The sequence below is a fragment of the Microbacterium sp. Z12_35 genome, from assembly GCF_058310475.1.
On record NZ_JBZEGJ010000001.1, the window covers coordinates 2,425,491 to 2,442,122 of the forward strand.

The following is a 16,632-nucleotide window of genomic DNA, read 5'->3' on the forward strand; positions in this document are numbered from 1 at the left end:
ACGTCAAGGCCCCCGGCGCTCCGGCCTTCCCTGCAAGCGCTTGCAGTAGTCTGGCGGGATGACTTTCACGCAGGAGGACGCCCGCACCGAAACCACCGTCGCACCGGGGTCGGAGTGGTGGCGCACCGCCGTCATCTACCAGATCTACCCGCGTTCGTTCGCGGACAGCTCCGGCGACGGCATCGGCGATCTTCCTGGCGTGACCGCCCACCTCGGCGACCTGGGCGACCTGGGCATCGACGCGATCTGGCTGAGCCCCTTCCAGCGCTCGCCGCAGAAGGATGCCGGCTACGACGTGGCCGACTACTGCGACGTCGACCCGCTGTTCGGCACGCTCGCCGACTTCGATGACCTGCTCGCCGGTGCGCACGAGCGCGGTATCCGCATCATCGTCGACCTGGTCCCGAACCACTCGTCCGACCAGCACGAGTGGTTCCAGGCGGCCCTCGCCGCCGGCCCCGGCAGCAGCGAGCGCGCGCGCTACATGTTCCGCGACGGCCGTGGCGCCGACGGCGAACTGCCCCCGAACAACTGGGAGTCGGTGTTCGGCGGCCCCGCCTGGACGCGCGTCACCGAAGCCGACGGCGCCCCGGGCCAGTGGTACCTGCACCTGTTCGACGCGTCCCAGCCCGACTTCGACTGGTCGAACGAGGAGGTGCGCGAGGAGTTCCGCCGCATCCTGCGCTTCTGGCTCGACCGCGGTGTCGACGGGTTCCGCGTCGATGTGGCGCACGGCCTGGTGAAAGAGGCGGGCCTTCCGGACTACACGCCGGACCCGCAGGCAGGGTCCATGGGCGGCAACGAAGCATCGGTGCCGTATTGGGGCCAGCCGGGTGTCCACGAGATCTACCGCGACTGGCACACGCTCCTCGCGGAGTACGACGGTGACCGTGCATTGTGCGCGGAGGCCTGGATGCCCAGCGTCGCGCAGACGGCCCTGTGGGTACGCCCCGACGAAATGCACCAGGCATTCAACTTCGAGTACCTCGAGACGGCGTGGGATGCAGCCAAGCTGCGTGCCGTCATCTCCGAATCGATCACGGCCTACCCCGCGGTCGGTGCACCGAGCACCTGGGTGCTCTCGAACCACGACGTCGTCCGTCACGCGTCGCGCCTCGCCCTGACGGCGGAGAACCCGCAGGGGTCCGGCCTCGGCCCCCTGTCGCCCGGCAAGCCGATCCCCGAGGTGGGGCTCCGCCGAGCTCGTGCCGCGACCGCGCTCATGCTCGCCCTCCCCGGGTCGGCGTACCTCTACCAGGGCGAAGAGCTCGGACTTCCCGAGGTCATCGACCTTCCCGACGACAGCCGGCAGGACCCCACCTGGTTCCGCACGCAGGGCGAGCGCTACGGGCGCGACGGATGCCGCGTGCCCATCCCGTGGAGCGCAACGGCACCGGCGTACGGCTTCTCCGAGACCGGCGCCTCCTGGCTGCCGCAGCCGGCCGAGTGGGCGGCACTCGCCCGCGAAGCCCAGGTCGGCGACCCGGAGTCGACCCTGGAGCTGTACCGCACACTCCTCGCCGAGCGTCGGGCCCGGAGCCTCGGGAGCGGCTCGATGGAGTGGCTCGACGGCTTCGGCGACGACGTCGTGGCGTTCCGCAACGGCGACCTGACGGTCATCGCGAACGTCGGCGGCGACACGGTGGCGCTCCCGGCCGGTACGCTCGTGGCCGCGAGCGGTCCGCTCGCGGCAGAGGGCATCCCGGGCGACACGACGGTCTGGATCGCCGCGGACTGACGCGGCGAGCGGGCCGAACGAGCGCGCGAACGAAGCATCCCGTGGGGGGAGTCCGGCGATGGTGAGCATCGACGAGGTCGCGCGGTTGGCCGGCGTGTCGACGGCGACGGTCTCGCGGGCGCTCAGCGGCCGCGGGCACGTCTCCGAGGCCACCCGGACCCGGGTGATGGCCGCCGCCGAGAACCTCGGCTATGTCGTGTCGGCCTCGGCGTCGAGCCTCGCATCGGGGCGAACGCGCAACGTCGGCGTGCTCGTGCCGTTCGTGGACCGCTGGTTCTTCAGCACCGTCCTGAGCGGCATCGCGGCCGCGCTCATGCGGCGCGGCTACGACATCACGCTGTACAGCGTCACGGCCGATCCCGCCGAGCGGCGCATGGTCTTCGAGACGTTCCTGCGCCGGCGACGCATCGATGGACTCATCGCCATCTCCATCGAGCTCGGCGCCGACGAGTCCGAGCGCCTCCACGACCTCGGCATCCCCGTGATCGCGATCGGCGGCCCCAATCCGCAGCTGACCACACTGACCGTGGATGACGTCGCCGTCGCGCGCCTTGCCACCGAACACCTGCTCTCGCTGGGCCACACTCACATCGGGCACATCGGGGCCAATCCCGAGTTCGACATCGACTTCCACATCCCCACCCAGCGCCGACAGGGCTTCGAGCAGGCGCTGTCGGATGCGGGGATTCCGGCGCTGCCCGCACTGTACGAGCCGGCGGACTTCACGATCGAGGGCGGGTTCCGCGCCGCCACGCAGCTGCTCGGGCGGCCCGGCGAGCGCCCCACCGCACTGTTCGCCGCATCCGACGAGATGGCCATCGGAGCGGTGCTCGCCGCGCGCGAGCTCGGCTACCGCGTTCCCGAAGACCTCTCAGTCATCGGCGTCGACGGGCACGAGCTCGGCGAATTCTTCCGGCTCACCACGATCGACCAGTTCCCGCTGGGCCAGGGAGAGCGGGCCGCCGAGGCGATCCTCACCCGGCTCGAGGACCCCGCATCCGTCCCGCACATCCCCGCGCGTCTGCCGTTCGAGCTCGTCGTGCGCGGCACCACCGCGCGCCAGCGCTGACACCTCCGCCGTCGCACGCCGGTGACGAGGGCCCCGACCCCGCATGCGAGATCCGGGCCGCCCCCTAGGCTCGGGGGATGAGCATCGATCTCGAGAGCCTGTACCGCGACCTGCACCGACACCCCGAGCTGTCCTTTCAGGAGACGCGCACCGCCGGCGTGATCGTGACGCACCTCACCCAGCTCGGGATCGAGTTCGAAGAGGGAGTGGGGCGCACCGGTGTCGTGGCCGTCATCCGCAGCCAGCCCGCCGGCTCCCAGGCCGAAGGTCCGGTCGTCTGGCTGCGCGCCGACATGGACGGGCTGCCCGTCGAGGAGCGGACCAACCTCGACTACGCCAGCACGGCCCGCGGCGTGGACCCCGCCGGCAACAGCGTGCCCGTCATGCACGCGTGCGGGCACGATATGCACGTCACGGCGATGCTCGGCGCGCTGCAGCGGCTCGCGGCCACGCGGAGCGAGTGGTCCGGCACGGTGGTGGCGGTGTTCCAGCCGGCCGAGGAGTACGGCGCCGGCGCGCAGGCCATGATCGCCGACGGCGTGCTCGCCCGGTTCCCGAAGCCCGACATCGTGCTCGGCCAGCACCTCACCCCCCTTCCCGCCGGCACGATCGGGGTGCGTCCGGGCACCCAGATGGCCGCATCCGACGGCCTCACGGTCGTCCTCCACGGCCGCGGCGGCCACGGTTCGCGCCCGCACTCCACGATCGACCCCGTGGTGATGGCGGCAGCCACTGTCATGCGGCTGCAGACGATCGTCTCGCGCGAGGTCGACCCGCGCGATGTCGCCGTGGTCACCGTGGGCTCCATCCACGCCGGGCTCAAGAACAACATCATCCCGGCGGAGGCGAGGCTGGAGCTGAGCCTGCGGTACCCCGACGACGAAGCCCGCGACCGCGTGCTGGAGAAGGTCGAGCGCATCGTGCGGGCCGAGGCCGCCGCATCCGGCGCCGAGGTGCCGCCCGTGATCTCCACCGACCACACCCTCCCGCCCACCATCAACGATGCGGATGCCACGGCCCGCCTGGTCGCGGCGTTCGAGCGGTCGTTCGGGGCGGGCAGTGTCGTCGACCCCGGCATGTTCACCGGGAGCGAGGACGTCTCCTGGTTCGCGCGGGACTCCGGCGTGCCGTTGGTGTACTGGTTCTGGGGCGGCGTCGACCCGCAGGCCTACGCCGAGGCGGTGGCGGCGGGCACCGTGGAACGCGACATCCCCACCAACCACTCCCCCTTCTTCGCTCCGGTCCTCCAGCCGACGATCGACCGCGGCGTGGAGAACCTCGTCGTCGCTGCCCGCGAGTTCCTGGGCTGACGGCGCCCCGTCGCCGGTCAGGCCCGGTAGCGGGATGCCAGCTCCGGCGACTGCGCACCGAATGCGGCGAGGTCGGCGGCGAAGACATCCTCGAGCAACGCATGCTGCTCCACCCCGGGGGCGGTGACGGTCTCCCCGAGGTCGATGCCGCGGAGGCTGGCGGTGACGACGTCGGCGGCCGTCATCCGCGAAACAGCCGACAGGTCCATGCCCTGCCGTTCGTGGAACTCCGTCGCGACCACGCCCGGCAGCAGAACCTGCACGTTCACGCCGCTCGGAGACAGCTCGGCGTTCAGGGTCTGGGAGAAGGCGAGGGCGTAGGCGAGGGTCGACGCGTACACGGCACGTCGCAGCCCGACCTGCTCGAGAGTCGCAGGACCGCTGAAGGCGATCATGCCCGCGACATTGACGATCTGCCCGGCGCCGCGCTCCACCATCCCGGGTGTGATGGCTCGGGTCAGAAGCGTGGGGGCGAGCACCTTCACGCCCACCAGTTCGGCCGCCTCCTCCTCGGGCAGCTCGGTGAACGCCTTGTAGTGAGCGACCCCGGCGTTGTTGACCAGGAACGTCACCGGCTGGTCGCCGACCGCGGAGATGACCTCCTGGATTCCCTCGCGCGTCGACAGGTCCGCGACAACGGTCCGCACCGCCACGTCCGGGAACTCGGTGGCGAGTTCGTCAAGGCGCTCCTGACGCCGCCCCACCGCGATGATGTCCGTCCCCCGCGATGCCAGCCGGCGCGCATACTCGCGGCCGATCCCCGACGACGCTCCGGTGACGACAGCCAATCCGCTCATGTCCTCCTCCTTGCTTACCGCTGCTCCGGTCCTCGTGGCGCCGACCGGATCATGACTTGCCCGCCCGATCTGCCGCCCGATATCCATGGTGGTGCCGGTATCAGTGGGGTGGATACGCCCCCGTGACAGTGGTCCCCGCAGGACCACGAGGCTGCATCCGCTGGCGATCTAAGATGCGGGCATGGCTTCCCGGCAGAACATGCTCGGCGACTATCTGCGTGCCCAGCGCGCACGCGTCCTTCCCGAGCAGGTCGGCCTTCCCGGCGGACGCAACCGCCGCGTGCCGGGTCTGCGGCGGTCGGAGGTCGCGCTCCTGGCCGGCATCAGCTCGGACTACTACCTCCGCCTCGAGCAGGGTCGCGATCGGCGCCCCTCTCCCCAGATCCTCGAGGCCCTCGCGCGGGTGTTCGGGCTCGACCCCACCGGGACCGCGTACCTGCTGTCGCTGACGGAGCAGTCCGGTGCTCGGTCGGGGAAGCGGCCGCGACGGGAAACCGTGCCGGACAGCGTCGCCCAGCTCTTGACGTCGCTGCACCTGCCGGCTTTCGTCGAGGGCCGCTACTTCGATGTGCTCGCCGCCAATCCCCTCGCCACCGCCATCTCGCCCCGGTTGGCGGCAGGCGAGAACCGGCTTCGCGCCGTCTTCCTCGATCCGGACGAACGAGCCCTCTACCCCGACTGGGATGACACCACCGCGCGCCTGGTGGCCGGCTTCCGCCGCTCCGTCGGCACCGACACCACCGACACACGCTTCATCGACCTCGTCGGGGAGCTCTCTCTGGCCAGCGCCCGATTCCGAGCCCTTTGGGCGCAGCAGGACGTCCAGGCCCGGCAGAGTTGGCCCGTCACCATCGACCACCCCCTCGTGGGCGAGTTCACCCTCAATCGCGAGAAACTCCTCATCGGCGACACGCTCCAGAGTCTCTTCCTCGTGATCTACCACCCTGCTCCCGGAAGCGACAGCGCCGACAAACTCGCCTTCCTCGCGTCGTACACGGAGTGACGCCCCCCGTCGACTCGCCACCATCCGTCGGATTCTCCGCCGAAACACGACAGAACGTGGTGACTCGACCGGGGGGTCAGTCGGTGAGGAGGCGGTAGCCCATCCCCTGCTCGGTCAGCAGGTACCGGGGGTGCGCCGGCTCGGGCTCGAGCTTCTTCCGCAGCTGCGACACGTACAACCGCAGGTATCCCGAGTCCGACACCTGCTCGCTGCCCCACAGTTCCTTCAGCAGGGTCTGGCGCGTCACGAGCGTGCCCGGGTGGCGGGCGAGGAATTCCAGCATCCGCCACTCGGTCGGCGTGAGACGAACGCGGACGCCGTCCCGAGTGACGACGCGGGCGGTCAGATCCACGACCACGTCCCCGAACGCGACGACCGGGTCGGCGGATGCGGCGGTCGTCCGTCGCGACAACGCCCGCAGTCGCGCGAGAAGCTCGTCGATCTGGAACGGCTTCGTCACGTAGTCGTCGGCGCCCGCGTCGAGAGCCTCCACCTTGTCGGCCGACCCCGTCCGTCCCGACACCACGAGGATCGGTGCATCCGTCCAGCCCCGCAGCGCCTGGATGACCCGCACCCCGTCCAGGCGCGGCATCCCGAGGTCGAGCACCACGACGTCGGGACGCTCCTGCGCCGCCACCGTGATCGCCGCGGCCCCATCGGGAGCGGTGACCACGTCGTACCCGTGCGCCGCAAGGGTGATCCGCAGAGCGCGGACCAATTGCGGATCGTCGTCGGCAAGGAGGATCTTCATCGGGGTTCATCCTCACGTGGGCCGTCCGCCGCCGGCAGGGAGATGACCATCGTCAGGCCGCCTCCTGGAGTGTCTTCGGGGGTGAGGGTGCCGCCCATCCCTTCCGTGAAACCGCGCGAGAGGGCGAGGCCGAGGCCGAGGCCTGTCGTGTTGTCCGTGTCGCCGAGGCGCTGGAACGGGGCGAACATGTCGCCGCGGCGCTCGGGCGGAACCCCGGTTCCCGAGTCCACCACGCGGATCTCCACCGTGCCGCCCAGACGACTCGTGGCGATGCGGGCGCGCGTGCCGGCGGGGGCATGGCGGTGGGCGTTGGCGAGCACATTCACGAGCACGCGCTGCAGCAGCACGGGATCTGCCAGAACGAGGGGGAGGTCGGGGTCGAGGGCGAGATCGACCTGATCGGGTCCGAAGTGCAGCTCGTCGACCGCGGAGAGGATCACTCCCGCCGCATCCACCGGCCCGAGGGACACCCCCAGCACGCCGGCCTCAACCCGGCTCACGTCGAGCAGGTCGGTGACGAGGGTCGACAGGGTCGCAAGGCTCTCGTCGGCGGTCGCGAGGAGTTCCCGCCGATCGTCGTCGGAGAGGTGACCGTCCGCGGCGCGCAGCCCGCCGAGTGCCGCGACGGCGGCGGCCAGCGGCCGGCGCAGGTCGTGGCTCACCGCGGAGAGGAGGGCGCTTCGCACCTGGTCGGTCTCGGCGAGCACACCGGCCTCGCGCGCCGATTCGGCCAGGACGGTGCGCTCGAGCGCGGCGCCGAGCTGGGCGACGATGACATCCAGGAGCCGTCGACCGGACGCATCGAGCTCTCCGCCGTGCAGTTCGAGCGTCGCACGAGGGGCATCGGCCGGGCCGACGGGAAGATGCACGGCACGCTCGTCGCGCACCGGCTCGCCGTCGGTGGCGAGCACCGTTCCGTCGGCGGCGAGGAGGCGCACGCCCGAGAAGCCGAACGCCTCACGCACCCGCGTCACCAGCGCAGGAACGGCGCTCTCGCCCCGCAGAACGCTGCCCGCCACCGTGGCGAGCACTTCGGATTCTGCCAACGCCCGTCGCGCCGCGCGTTGACGCCGAGCCGCCTGGTCGACGACGAGGCTCACCAGGATCGCGATCACGACGTACAGGACGATCGACAGCGCGTGCGCGGGATCGGCGATCTCGACGGAGAACATCGGGTCGATGAACAGGAAGTCGAGGGTGAGGCCGGAGAGGACGGCCGCGAACACCGCCGGCCAGATACCGCCGACCAGGGCCGCCACCACGACGAGCAGCTGATAGGCGAGCACATCGGATGTGAGGGAGCCGGGGCCGCCGGCGGCGTACAGCAGCCACGACAGGAGCGGTCCGCCGACGAGGGCGACGACGAAGCCGAGGATGCGGCGCTTGACACTGAGCGCACCGCCCCGGAGCCGCGGGAGCGCCAGGCGCCCCCCGGCGGCGGAGTGCGTCACCATGTGCACGTCGATGTCGCCGGACTCCCGGATGACGGTGGCGCCGATACCAGGACCGGTCAGCGCCGCGGCCAGGCGTCCGCGACGGCTCACCCCGATGACGAGCTGGGAGGCGTTGACCGAACGGGCGAACCCGACCAGGGCGCGCGCGATGTCGTCGCCGACGACCTGGTGGTAGGTGCCGCCGAGCGATTCGACGAGGGCTCGCTGCGCGGTCAGCGCTCCGGGAACGGCGGAGCGCAGCCCGTCCTGGCTGGAGACGTGGACAGCGAGCAGTTCGCCGCCCGCCGATCGGGCGGCGATCCGCGCGCCCCGACGCAGCAGCGTCTCGCCTTCCGGTCCGCCGGTCAGGGCGACGACGACGCGCTCCCGCGCCTGCCACGACCCTTCGATGCCATGATCCGCGCGATACGTCCGCAGCGCGCTGTCCACCTCGTCGGCCAGCCACAGCAGCGCGAGTTCGCGGAGGGCGGTGAGGTTTCCCAGGCGGAAGTAGTTCGACAGGGCGGCGTCGATCCGCTCGGCCGGGTAGACGACACCGGCCGAGAGACGGTCGCGCAGCGACTGCGGGGCAAGGTCGACGACCTCGATCTGGTCGGCGCCGCGGACGACGCCATCCGGGACTGTCTCGCGCTGCACGACGCCGGTGATCTGCTCCACCACATCGCGGAGAGAGGCGATGTGCTGCACGTTGACGGTGGTGATGACGTCGATCCCCGCCGCGAGGATCTCCTCGACGTCGGCCCACCGCTGGCCGTTACGGGAGCCGGGTGCGTTGGTGTGGGCGAGCTCGTCCACCAGCGCGAGGTCGGGTCGGCGCGCGAGGACCGCGTCGACATCCATTTCCTCCAGCGTGACGCCGCGGTGCTCCACCACGCGCCGAGGGATGACCGGGAGCCCCTCCGCCTGCGCTGCCGTCGCACTGCGGCCGTGGGTCTCGACGATCGCGATGACCACGTCCCGGCCATCGGCCTGCAGCCGCCGGCCCTCCCCGAGCATCTCGTACGTCTTGCCGACGCCGGGCGCCGCGCCCAGCAGCACCCGCAGCCTCCCCCTCTTCACGACAAGGCCCCCCACCGCTCACCCGCACTGCGGTGCGGGCCGATCGCCGGGCACGCCGCACAGTGGTGCGGCGCAACCGCTCGGGGATCGGGATGGGAGGCCATGGCGGAAGTCTGTCAGCCTCCGAGGGCGTCCAGTGCGAGGTTCAGCTCCAGCACGTTCACGCGTTCGGCACCGAGGAAGCCGAGGTCGCGCGGCTTCACGTGCGTCTGTACGAGGTCGCGGACCTCTTCCACCGGGATGCCGCGGGCCTCGGCGACGCGCTCCGCCTGCACGGTGGCGTACGCGACGCTGATGTCGGGGTCGAGCCCCGAGCCGGATGCCGTGACGGCGTCGGCCGGGATCTCCGCACGCGGCACACCGTCGGAGGCGGAGATCGCCGCTTGGCGTTCGGCGATCGCATCCACGAGGTCGGCGTTGTTCGGTCCGAGGTTCGAGCCGCTCGAGGCGCCACCGTCGTATCCGTCGCCTGCGGCGGACGGGCGCGACTGGAAGTATTCGGGCAGCGGTTCACCGTCGGCGTCGGTCCATCCCTGCCCGATGAGCGATGACCCCACCACGCCGCCCTCGGCGTCGCGCACGAGGGAGCCGTTGGCTTGGGCGGGGAAGACGAGCTGGCCGATCGCGGTGATCAGCAGCAGGTAGCCGACCCCGAGCACGGCGGTGAAGACGAGCATCGCGCGAACGGCGACGCCGGTGGTGCGCAGGGTGGTGCGGGTGTTCGACATGACGATGTCTCCTTGGATTCAGAAGCCCGGAATGAGGCTCACGACGAGGTCGATGAGCTTGATTCCGAGGAAGGGTGCGATCACGCCGCCCAGCCCGTAGATGAGCAGGTTGCGGCTGAGGATGCGCGACGCGCTGGCCGCGCGGTATTTCACGCCGCGGAGCGCCAGGGGGATGAGCACGATGATCACGAGGGCGTTGAAGATGATGGCGCTCGTCACCGCGGATGCCGGCGACGACAACTGCATGATGTTCAGTGCCGCCAGACCGGGGAACACCCCCATGAACATGGCCGGGATGATGGCGAAGTACTTGGCGATATCGTTCGCGAGGGAGAAGGTCGTGAGCGCGCCGCGGGTGATCAGCAGCTGCTTGCCGATGCGGACGATGTCGATGAGCTTCGTCGGGTCCGAATCGAGGTCGACCATGTTGCCGGCCTCCTTCGCAGCCGACGTGCCGGTGTTCATCGCCACGCCCACGTCGGCCTGCGCAAGCGCGGGCGCGTCGTTCGTGCCGTCACCGGTCATCGCGACGAGGTTTCCGCCTTCCTGCTCGCGAGTGATCAGGGCGAGCTTGTCCTCCGGTGTGGCCTCGGCGAGGTAGTCATCCACGCCCGCCTCCGCGGCGATCGCCTTGGCGGTGAGCGGGTTGTCTCCCGTGATCATGACCGTGCGGATGCCCATCGCGCGCAGTTCGGCGAAACGCTCGCGCAGACCCTCTTTGACGACGTCTTTGAGGTGCACGACGCCGAGCACGCGCCCGGTCGGTGAGCCGGTCGAGGCGTCGGGACGGAGAGTGGCCACCACGAGCGGCGTCCCGCCGGACGCGGCGATCGCGTCGGTCTCGCTCATCAGCTGCGCGCCCACCTGCGGTGAGACGCCCGCTCCGGCCGCTTCCAGCCACGCCAGAACCGCGGCTCCGGCGCCCTTGCGCACCTCCGTCCCGTCGGGGAGGTCGAGGCCGCTCATGCGTGTCTGCGCGGTGAAGGGCACTGCGACGGAATCCCGCGGCATCTCGGCCACGATGCCGCCGGCGGCAGCGAGCTCCACGATCGAGGTCCCCTCGGGGGTGGGGTCCGCGAGCGACGACAGGGATGCGGCGCGGGCGAGTTCTTCGACGGCGGTCGCCGAGCCGGTCGAGCCGTCAGGGCCGCCCACGGGGATGAACTCCGACGCCCGCCGGTTGCCGTAGGTGATCGTGCCGGTCTTGTCCAGCAGCAGGGTGGTGACATCGCCCGCCGCCTCCACGGCCCGGCCCGACATCGCCAGGACGTTCCGCTGGACGAGACGATCCATCCCGGCGATGCCGATGGCGCTCATCAGCGCCCCGATGGTGGTCGGGATGAGGCACACCAGGAGGGCGATGAGCACGGGGATCGACACGGGGGATGCGGCGTAAGAGGCGATCGGGTTCAGCACCAGCACGACCACGACGAACACGATCGACAGGCTCGCCAGGAGGATGTTGAGCGCGATCTCGTTGGGTGTGCGCTGGCGCGAAGCACCCTCGACCAGCGCGATCATCCGGTCGACGAAGGTCTCGCCGGGCTTCGAGGTGATCCGCACGACGATGCGGTCGGAGAGCACGCGGGTGCCGCCGGTGACGGCGCTGCGGTCGCCGCCGGACTCCCGGACGACGGGCGCGGACTCGCCCGTGATCGCCGATTCGTCCACGGTGGCGATGCCCCAGACGATGTCGCCGTCGCCGGGGATGAGCTCGCCCGCCTCGACCACCACGACGTCGCCGAGCGTGAGATCGGCCGAGGGGACGTCGTCGACGGCGGCGGTGGTCGCCGCGGCATCCTTGACCGAGTCGTATCCCGACACGCGGCGGGCGATCGTGGTGGTGCGGGTCTTGCGCAGCGTGGCCGCCTGAGCCTTACCGCGCCCCTCGGCCACTGCCTCGGCGATATTCGCGAACAGGACCGTGAGCCACAGCCAGACCGCGATGCCCCACGTGAAGCCGGCGGGCACGCTGGCGCCGCCCGAGGCTTCCGCCCCGCCGAGGAAGGGCTCGACGATGGCGATGAGCGTCGTCAGGGCGGCACCGACCCACACGAGGAACATGACGGGATTGCGCCACTGCGCAGCCGGGTTCAGTTTGCGCAGTGCACCGGGAAGGGCGCCGACGATCTGCGATGCGCCGAAGGCGCGCTGCGGCACGCCGGGCCGCGCGACAGGCTCAGCGACCGGCGAACCGGATGCGGGGCGCGACGAAACGTCTTCGGGGATGGTGGTGGACATCAGGAAAGTCCTTCAGCGAGGGGTCCGAGCGTGAGGACCGGGAAGTAGGTGAGAGCGGTGACGAGGATCGCCACGGCGCCGAGGAGGCCCGCGAACTGCGGCCGGTGGGTGGGCAGCGTTCCGGCGGTGGCCGGGGCTTTGTCCTGCGCGGCAAGCGAACCCGCCAGGGCGAGCGCCAGCACGATGGGCACGAACCTGCCGAGGAGCATCGCCACGCCCAGCGCGGTGTTGAACCACGGGGTGTTGGCCGTGAGCCCGGCGAAGGCCGACCCGTTGTTGTTGGCGGCCGAGGTGAAGGCGTAGAGGACCTCGCTCAACCCGTGCACCCCGGGATTCCAGATCGACGTCGCCTCGACGTCGGCGCGGACGGGCGGGATGGCGAAGCTCAGCGCGGTTCCGGCGAGCACGAGGAGGGGCGTCACGAGGATGTAGAGGCTCGCGAGCTTGATCTCCCGCGGACCGATGCTCTTGCCGAGGTACTCGGGGGTGCGGCCGATGAGCAGCCCGCCCACGAATACCGCGATGACGGCGACGACGAGCATCCCGTAGAGCCCGGCACCGACGCCACCGGGCGCGATCTCGCCGAGCATCATGTTGATCATCGGCAGCATCCCGCCCAGCGCCGTGTAGCTGTCGAGCATCGAGTTCACCGCGCCGGTGGAGGTGAGGGTCGATGTGGAATCGAAGAGGGTCGAACCGAAGAGGCCGAACCGCACTTCCTTCCCCTCCATCACGCCTCCGGCCAGCTGCGGCGCCGCACCGCCGGCCGAAGCCTCGGCCCACGTCGCCAGCACCAGGGAGGCGAGGAAGATCGCGGCCATCACGCCGACGATCGTGTAGCCCTGCCGGTTGTCGCCGACGATCCTGCCGAAGGCGCGCGGCATCGCGAACGGGATCACGAGCATGAGGAACACCTGGAAGAGACTCGTCCACGGTGTGGGGTTCTCGAACGGATGCGCCGAGTTGGTGTTGAAGAAGCCGCCGCCGTTGGTGCCGACCAGCTTGATCGCCTCCTGGGAGGCCACCGGTCCTCCCGGAATCGACTGCGCCGCACCGGCGACCGTGGTGGCGTCGGTGAAGCCCGCGAAGTTCTGCACGACCCCGCCGGCGAGAAGCACGACCGCAGCCACGACCGCGAACGGCAGCAACAGGCGATACGTTCCCCGCACGAGGTCGACCCAGAAGTTGCCGATCGTCCCGGAGCGGCGGGAGGCGAAGCCGCGGACGAGCGCGATCGCCACGGCGATGCCGACCGCAGCCGAGACGAAGTTCTGCACCGCGAGCGCGGCGAACTGCACGGTGTAGCCGAGCGTCAACTCGGGCGAGTACGACTGCCAGTTCGTGTTCGTCACGAACGAGACGGCCGTGTTGAAGGACAGGTGTTCGCTCGGAGCCGGCAGGCCCAGCGCGTAAGGGAGGAACTCCTGCAGTCGCTGGAGCCCGTAAACGGCGAGCACACCCACGAGCGAGAACAGCAGCACGCCACGGAGGTAGGCCTGCCAGGTCTGGGTCGACCGGGAGTCGACTCCGATCAGCCGATAGGTTCCGCGTTCGACAGCGAGGTCTTTCGACGAGGTGTAGATGCGGGCGATGTAATCGCCCAGCGGGCGGTAGGCCACCGCCAGTGCCAGCGCCAGCGTGCCCGCCTGGAGGACCGCGAACCAGATGTCCATCGCGCTCATCAGAACTTCTCCGGACGGACGAGGGCGACGACGAGGTACACGAGGGCAGCGACCGCGAGCGCGGCGGCCAGCAGTGAGATGACGGTCACAGCTTCTCGACCCCCTTGGCGACGAGGCCGATCACGGCGAAGATCGCGATGGTGGCGGCGACATAGATCAGATCGAGCACGAGGACTCCGGACGGGTAGGGACCGCGCGACGGCTGGAACGCGGATGGCCCAGCACGCCGGGCCACGCTCCGATGCAACACCGGCAAGGGGTGCACACACCGTCGTCCTAACGATTTCCATACGAATGACGAACGGACTCTCACAGCACGCTGACACCGGGTCGGTAGAAGCCGTACCTAGTGTTGCTATGTGCTGGTACTCGGCGTTACTATGTACCGGTACCCAGCGACACTGAGTAGCGGAGAGGGGGCGTCATGGGCAAACCGGACACCGAGATGCTCAAGGGCGTCCTCGAGGGGATCGTCCTCGCGGTGCTCGCACGACGATCCGCGTACGGGTACGAGATCACCGCGGGGCTGCGTGAGCGGGGTTTCACCGACATCGCCGAGGGGACGATCTACGCACTCCTCGTCCGCATCGAGCAACGCGGACTGGTCGACGTAGAGAAGGTCCCCTCCGAGAAGGGGCCGCCGCGGAAGGTCTACACGCTCAACACCACGGGGCGGGAGCAGCTCGCCGAATTCTGGAAGACCTGGGGTTTTCTCGCCGAACGGCTGGAACAGCTCCGCGAGGAAGGAGACTGACCATGGCCTGGTACGAGAAGATCATCGGCGACCTGGGGCAGAAGAAGCGGTACCTGGCCTACAAGGCGCGCGTCCGGCACCTTCCGGGTCCTTACCGTCACGCCGCGGCCGCCCTCGAGCGCTACCTGCTGCATCTGGGCCCGAGTAACGACGGCGCCAGCCTCATCGCGATGCTCGACGACCTCGGCGACCTCTTCGAGCAGAGCGCGGCCAGCGGCATCCCGATCCGCGATGTCGTCGGCAGCGACCCTGTCGCCTTCGCCGACACGTTCATGCAGAACTACGGCGGCGGGAGCTGGATCCGTACCGAACAGTCCCGCCTCGAGAAAGCCATCGACACGGCCGATCGGGAGCAGACGCCCTGACCAGCGCGCGCGTCGCCTGACACCCTGCACGACACGCCCTCGGCCCCACGGCTCGAGGCGATGGCCTCGTGCGCCCTTCGACAGCACCTCCACCAACGTTCAAGGAAGCCACCATGACAACCGCCATCCACGTCCGAGGCCTGGAAAAGGCCTTCGGCGACGTGTCCGTCCTCCGCGGCGTCGACCTCGACGTCACCCGCGGCAGCATCTTCGCTCTCCTCGGTTCCAACGGCGCCGGAAAGACGACGATCGTGAAGATCCTCGCCACGCTGCTTTCCGCCGACGCCGGCTCGGCCCTCATCGACGGGCGCGACGTGTTCACAGAGCCGGCCGGGGTCCGTTCTTCGATCAGCCTCACGGGCCAGTTCGCCGCCGTCGACGAGGTGCTCACCGGCCGCGAGAACCTCGTGCTCGTGGCGCGGCTCCGGCACCAGAAAGACCCCGGGCGCATCGCCGACGACCTGCTCGCGCGCTTCCAGCTCACCGACGCAGGGTCGCGCAGGGCATCGACCTACTCGGGAGGCATGCGTCGTCGGCTCGACATCGCCATGAGCCTGATCGGCCGCCCGCCGGTGATCTTCCTGGACGAACCCACGACGGGCCTTGATCCCGAGGCCCGCATCGAGGTGTGGCGCGCCGTGCGGGAACTCGCCGCCGGAGGCACCACCGTGCTGCTGACGACGCAGTACCTCGACGAGGCCGAGCATCTCGCGGATCGCATCGCGATCCTCCACGAGGGCCGGATCATCGCGAACGGCACTCTCGCGGAGCTGAAGGCGCTCCTTCCTCCCGCGACCGTGGAGTACGTCGAGAAGCAACCCACACTCGAGGAGATCTTCCTCGCCATCGTCGGCGGCACCCACCGCACGCCGCCCACCGCCGATCCGGCCCGCGACTGAGGAGCACCCCATGACCAACCACTTCTTCGGCGACACCGCCGTGCTCACCGGGAGATCGCTGCGCCACATCCTGCGGAGTCCGGACACCATCATCACGACGGCGGTCACCCCGATCGCACTGATGCTGCTGTTCGTCTACGTCTTCGGCGGGGCGATCGACACCGGCACGCAGTCCTACATCGACTACATGCTCCCCGGCATCCTCCTCATCACCGTCGCATCCGGCATCGCGTACACCGCGTACCGGCTGTTCCTCGATCTGCAGGGCGGAATCTTCGAGCGCTTCCAGTCGATGCCCATTGCCCGGTCGTCGGTCCTGTGGGGTCATGTCCTGACCTCGCTGGTGGCGAACGCGACCTCCCTCGTCATCGTGGTCGCCGTCGCGCTGCTGCTGGGCTTCCGGTCGGGAGCAGGCGTGCTGGCGTGGCTCGCCGTGACGGGGATGCTGCTCCTGTTCACCCTCGCGCTGACCTGGATCGCGGTCATCGCCGGCCTGTCGGCGAAGACGGTGGACGGCGCGAGCGCGTTCTCCTACCCGCTGATCTTCCTTCCGTTCATCAGCTCGGCGTTCGTTCCCACCGACACGATGCCCGGCCCCGTGCGCTGGTTCGCCGAGAACCAGCCGGTCACGTCCATCGTCAATTCCACCCGCGACCTGTTCGCGCAGCGCCCGGTCGGTGCAGACATCTGGATCGCCCTGGCCTGGTGCCTCGGCATCCTCGTGGTGGCCTTCTTTCTCGCGCTGCGGATCTACCGGCGGAAGGCGGCCTGACCCACCACGT

Annotated in this window: 16 protein-coding genes; 8 read left to right on the forward strand and 8 right to left on the reverse strand. The window is 70.0% G+C overall.

All coding sequences use genetic code 11. The features are described 5' to 3' along the window. Positions 1-58 precede the first annotated feature (58 nt). The 3 genes from AC4FS1_RS11625 (at position 59) to AC4FS1_RS11635 (ending at position 4,117) form a co-directional block, all read left to right on the forward strand. Entirely contained in the window at positions 59-1,738 is a 1,680-nt protein-coding gene (locus AC4FS1_RS11625; RefSeq protein WP_491155173.1) for a glycoside hydrolase family 13 protein, read from the forward strand. Between the two features lie 58 nt (positions 1,739-1,796). Next, positions 1,797-2,807: a LacI family DNA-binding transcriptional regulator gene (locus AC4FS1_RS11630; RefSeq protein ID WP_491155175.1), complete on the forward strand. Its 1,011-nt coding sequence runs from the start codon at positions 1,797-1,799 to the stop codon at positions 2,805-2,807. A 77-nt stretch (positions 2,808-2,884) separates the two neighbouring features. After that, complete coding sequence (locus AC4FS1_RS11635) at positions 2,885-4,117, forward strand: amidohydrolase (RefSeq protein WP_491155177.1); 1,233 nt, start codon at positions 2,885-2,887, stop codon at positions 4,115-4,117. Positions 4,118-4,134: 17 nt separating this feature from the next. On the opposite strand, the gene AC4FS1_RS11640 is transcribed toward AC4FS1_RS11635, so the two are convergent. Beyond that, positions 4,135-4,914 carry an SDR family NAD(P)-dependent oxidoreductase gene (locus AC4FS1_RS11640; protein WP_491155178.1) on the reverse strand — a complete coding sequence of 260 codons (780 nt, stop codon included), beginning with the start codon at positions 4,912-4,914 and terminating at the stop codon, positions 4,135-4,137. Between the two features lie 181 nt (positions 4,915-5,095). Between AC4FS1_RS11640 and AC4FS1_RS11645 the strand changes: the two genes are divergently transcribed. After that, the gene (locus AC4FS1_RS11645; protein ID WP_491155180.1) at positions 5,096-5,917 is read left to right on the forward strand and encodes a helix-turn-helix domain-containing protein; all 822 of its coding nucleotides are present in this window, start codon (positions 5,096-5,098) and stop codon (positions 5,915-5,917) included. A 76-nt stretch (positions 5,918-5,993) separates the two neighbouring features. Here the strand turns inward: AC4FS1_RS11645 and AC4FS1_RS11650 are convergent, their stop codons facing one another. The 7 genes from AC4FS1_RS11650 to AC4FS1_RS11680 all read right to left on the reverse strand — a co-directional run bounded on the left by AC4FS1_RS11650 (position 5,994) and on the right by AC4FS1_RS11680 (position 14,067). Then, on the reverse strand, positions 5,994-6,668 hold the full coding sequence (locus AC4FS1_RS11650; RefSeq protein ID WP_491155181.1) for a response regulator: 675 nt from the start codon (positions 6,666-6,668) through the stop codon (positions 5,994-5,996). Continuing rightward, a complete protein-coding gene (locus AC4FS1_RS11655) occupies positions 6,665-9,181 on the reverse strand; it encodes a DUF4118 domain-containing protein (protein ID WP_491155183.1) in 2,517 nt (838 codons plus the stop codon). Before AC4FS1_RS11655 ends, AC4FS1_RS11650 begins: the two co-directional genes overlap by 4 nt. A gap of 116 nt (positions 9,182-9,297) precedes the next feature. Continuing rightward, positions 9,298-9,909 (reverse strand): K(+)-transporting ATPase subunit C, encoded by a 612-nt coding sequence (gene kdpC / locus AC4FS1_RS11660; protein WP_491155185.1) that lies wholly within the window; start codon positions 9,907-9,909, stop codon positions 9,298-9,300. An 18-nt stretch (positions 9,910-9,927) separates the two neighbouring features. Further along, complete coding sequence (gene kdpB, locus AC4FS1_RS11665) at positions 9,928-12,150, reverse strand: potassium-transporting ATPase subunit KdpB (protein WP_491155187.1); 2,223 nt, start codon at positions 12,148-12,150, stop codon at positions 9,928-9,930. Beyond that, positions 12,150-13,823 (reverse strand): potassium-transporting ATPase subunit KdpA, encoded by a 1,674-nt coding sequence (gene kdpA / locus AC4FS1_RS11670; protein WP_491155718.1) that lies wholly within the window; start codon positions 13,821-13,823, stop codon positions 12,150-12,152. Before kdpA ends, kdpB begins: the two co-directional genes overlap by 1 nt. Before the next feature lie 8 nt (positions 13,824-13,831). Further along, positions 13,832-13,921 carry a K(+)-transporting ATPase subunit F gene (kdpF, locus tag AC4FS1_RS11675; protein ID WP_491155189.1) on the reverse strand — a complete coding sequence of 30 codons (90 nt, stop codon included), beginning with the start codon at positions 13,919-13,921 and terminating at the stop codon, positions 13,832-13,834. Further along, positions 13,918-14,067: a hypothetical protein gene (locus AC4FS1_RS11680; protein ID WP_491155191.1), complete on the reverse strand. Its 150-nt coding sequence runs from the start codon at positions 14,065-14,067 to the stop codon at positions 13,918-13,920. The genes kdpF and AC4FS1_RS11680 overlap by 4 nt, the downstream gene beginning before the upstream one ends. Before the next feature lie 189 nt (positions 14,068-14,256). On the opposite strand from AC4FS1_RS11680, the gene AC4FS1_RS11685 reads away from it, so the two are divergent. The 4 genes from AC4FS1_RS11685 to AC4FS1_RS11700 all read left to right on the forward strand — a co-directional run bounded on the left by AC4FS1_RS11685 (position 14,257) and on the right by AC4FS1_RS11700 (position 16,622). Continuing rightward, positions 14,257-14,586: a PadR family transcriptional regulator gene (locus AC4FS1_RS11685; protein ID WP_491155193.1), complete on the forward strand. Its 330-nt coding sequence runs from the start codon at positions 14,257-14,259 to the stop codon at positions 14,584-14,586. 2 nt (positions 14,587-14,588) lie between these two features. Then, positions 14,589-14,951: a DUF1048 domain-containing protein gene (locus AC4FS1_RS11690; protein ID WP_491155195.1), complete on the forward strand. Its 363-nt coding sequence runs from the start codon at positions 14,589-14,591 to the stop codon at positions 14,949-14,951. A 113-nt stretch (positions 14,952-15,064) separates the two neighbouring features. Further along, positions 15,065-15,850 carry an ABC transporter ATP-binding protein gene (locus AC4FS1_RS11695; protein ID WP_491155197.1) on the forward strand — a complete coding sequence of 262 codons (786 nt, stop codon included), beginning with the start codon at positions 15,065-15,067 and terminating at the stop codon, positions 15,848-15,850. Between the two features lie 10 nt (positions 15,851-15,860). Continuing rightward, the gene (locus AC4FS1_RS11700) at positions 15,861-16,622 is read left to right on the forward strand and encodes an ABC transporter permease (RefSeq protein ID WP_491155199.1); all 762 of its coding nucleotides are present in this window, start codon (positions 15,861-15,863) and stop codon (positions 16,620-16,622) included. Positions 16,623-16,632: the final 10 nt, after the last annotated feature.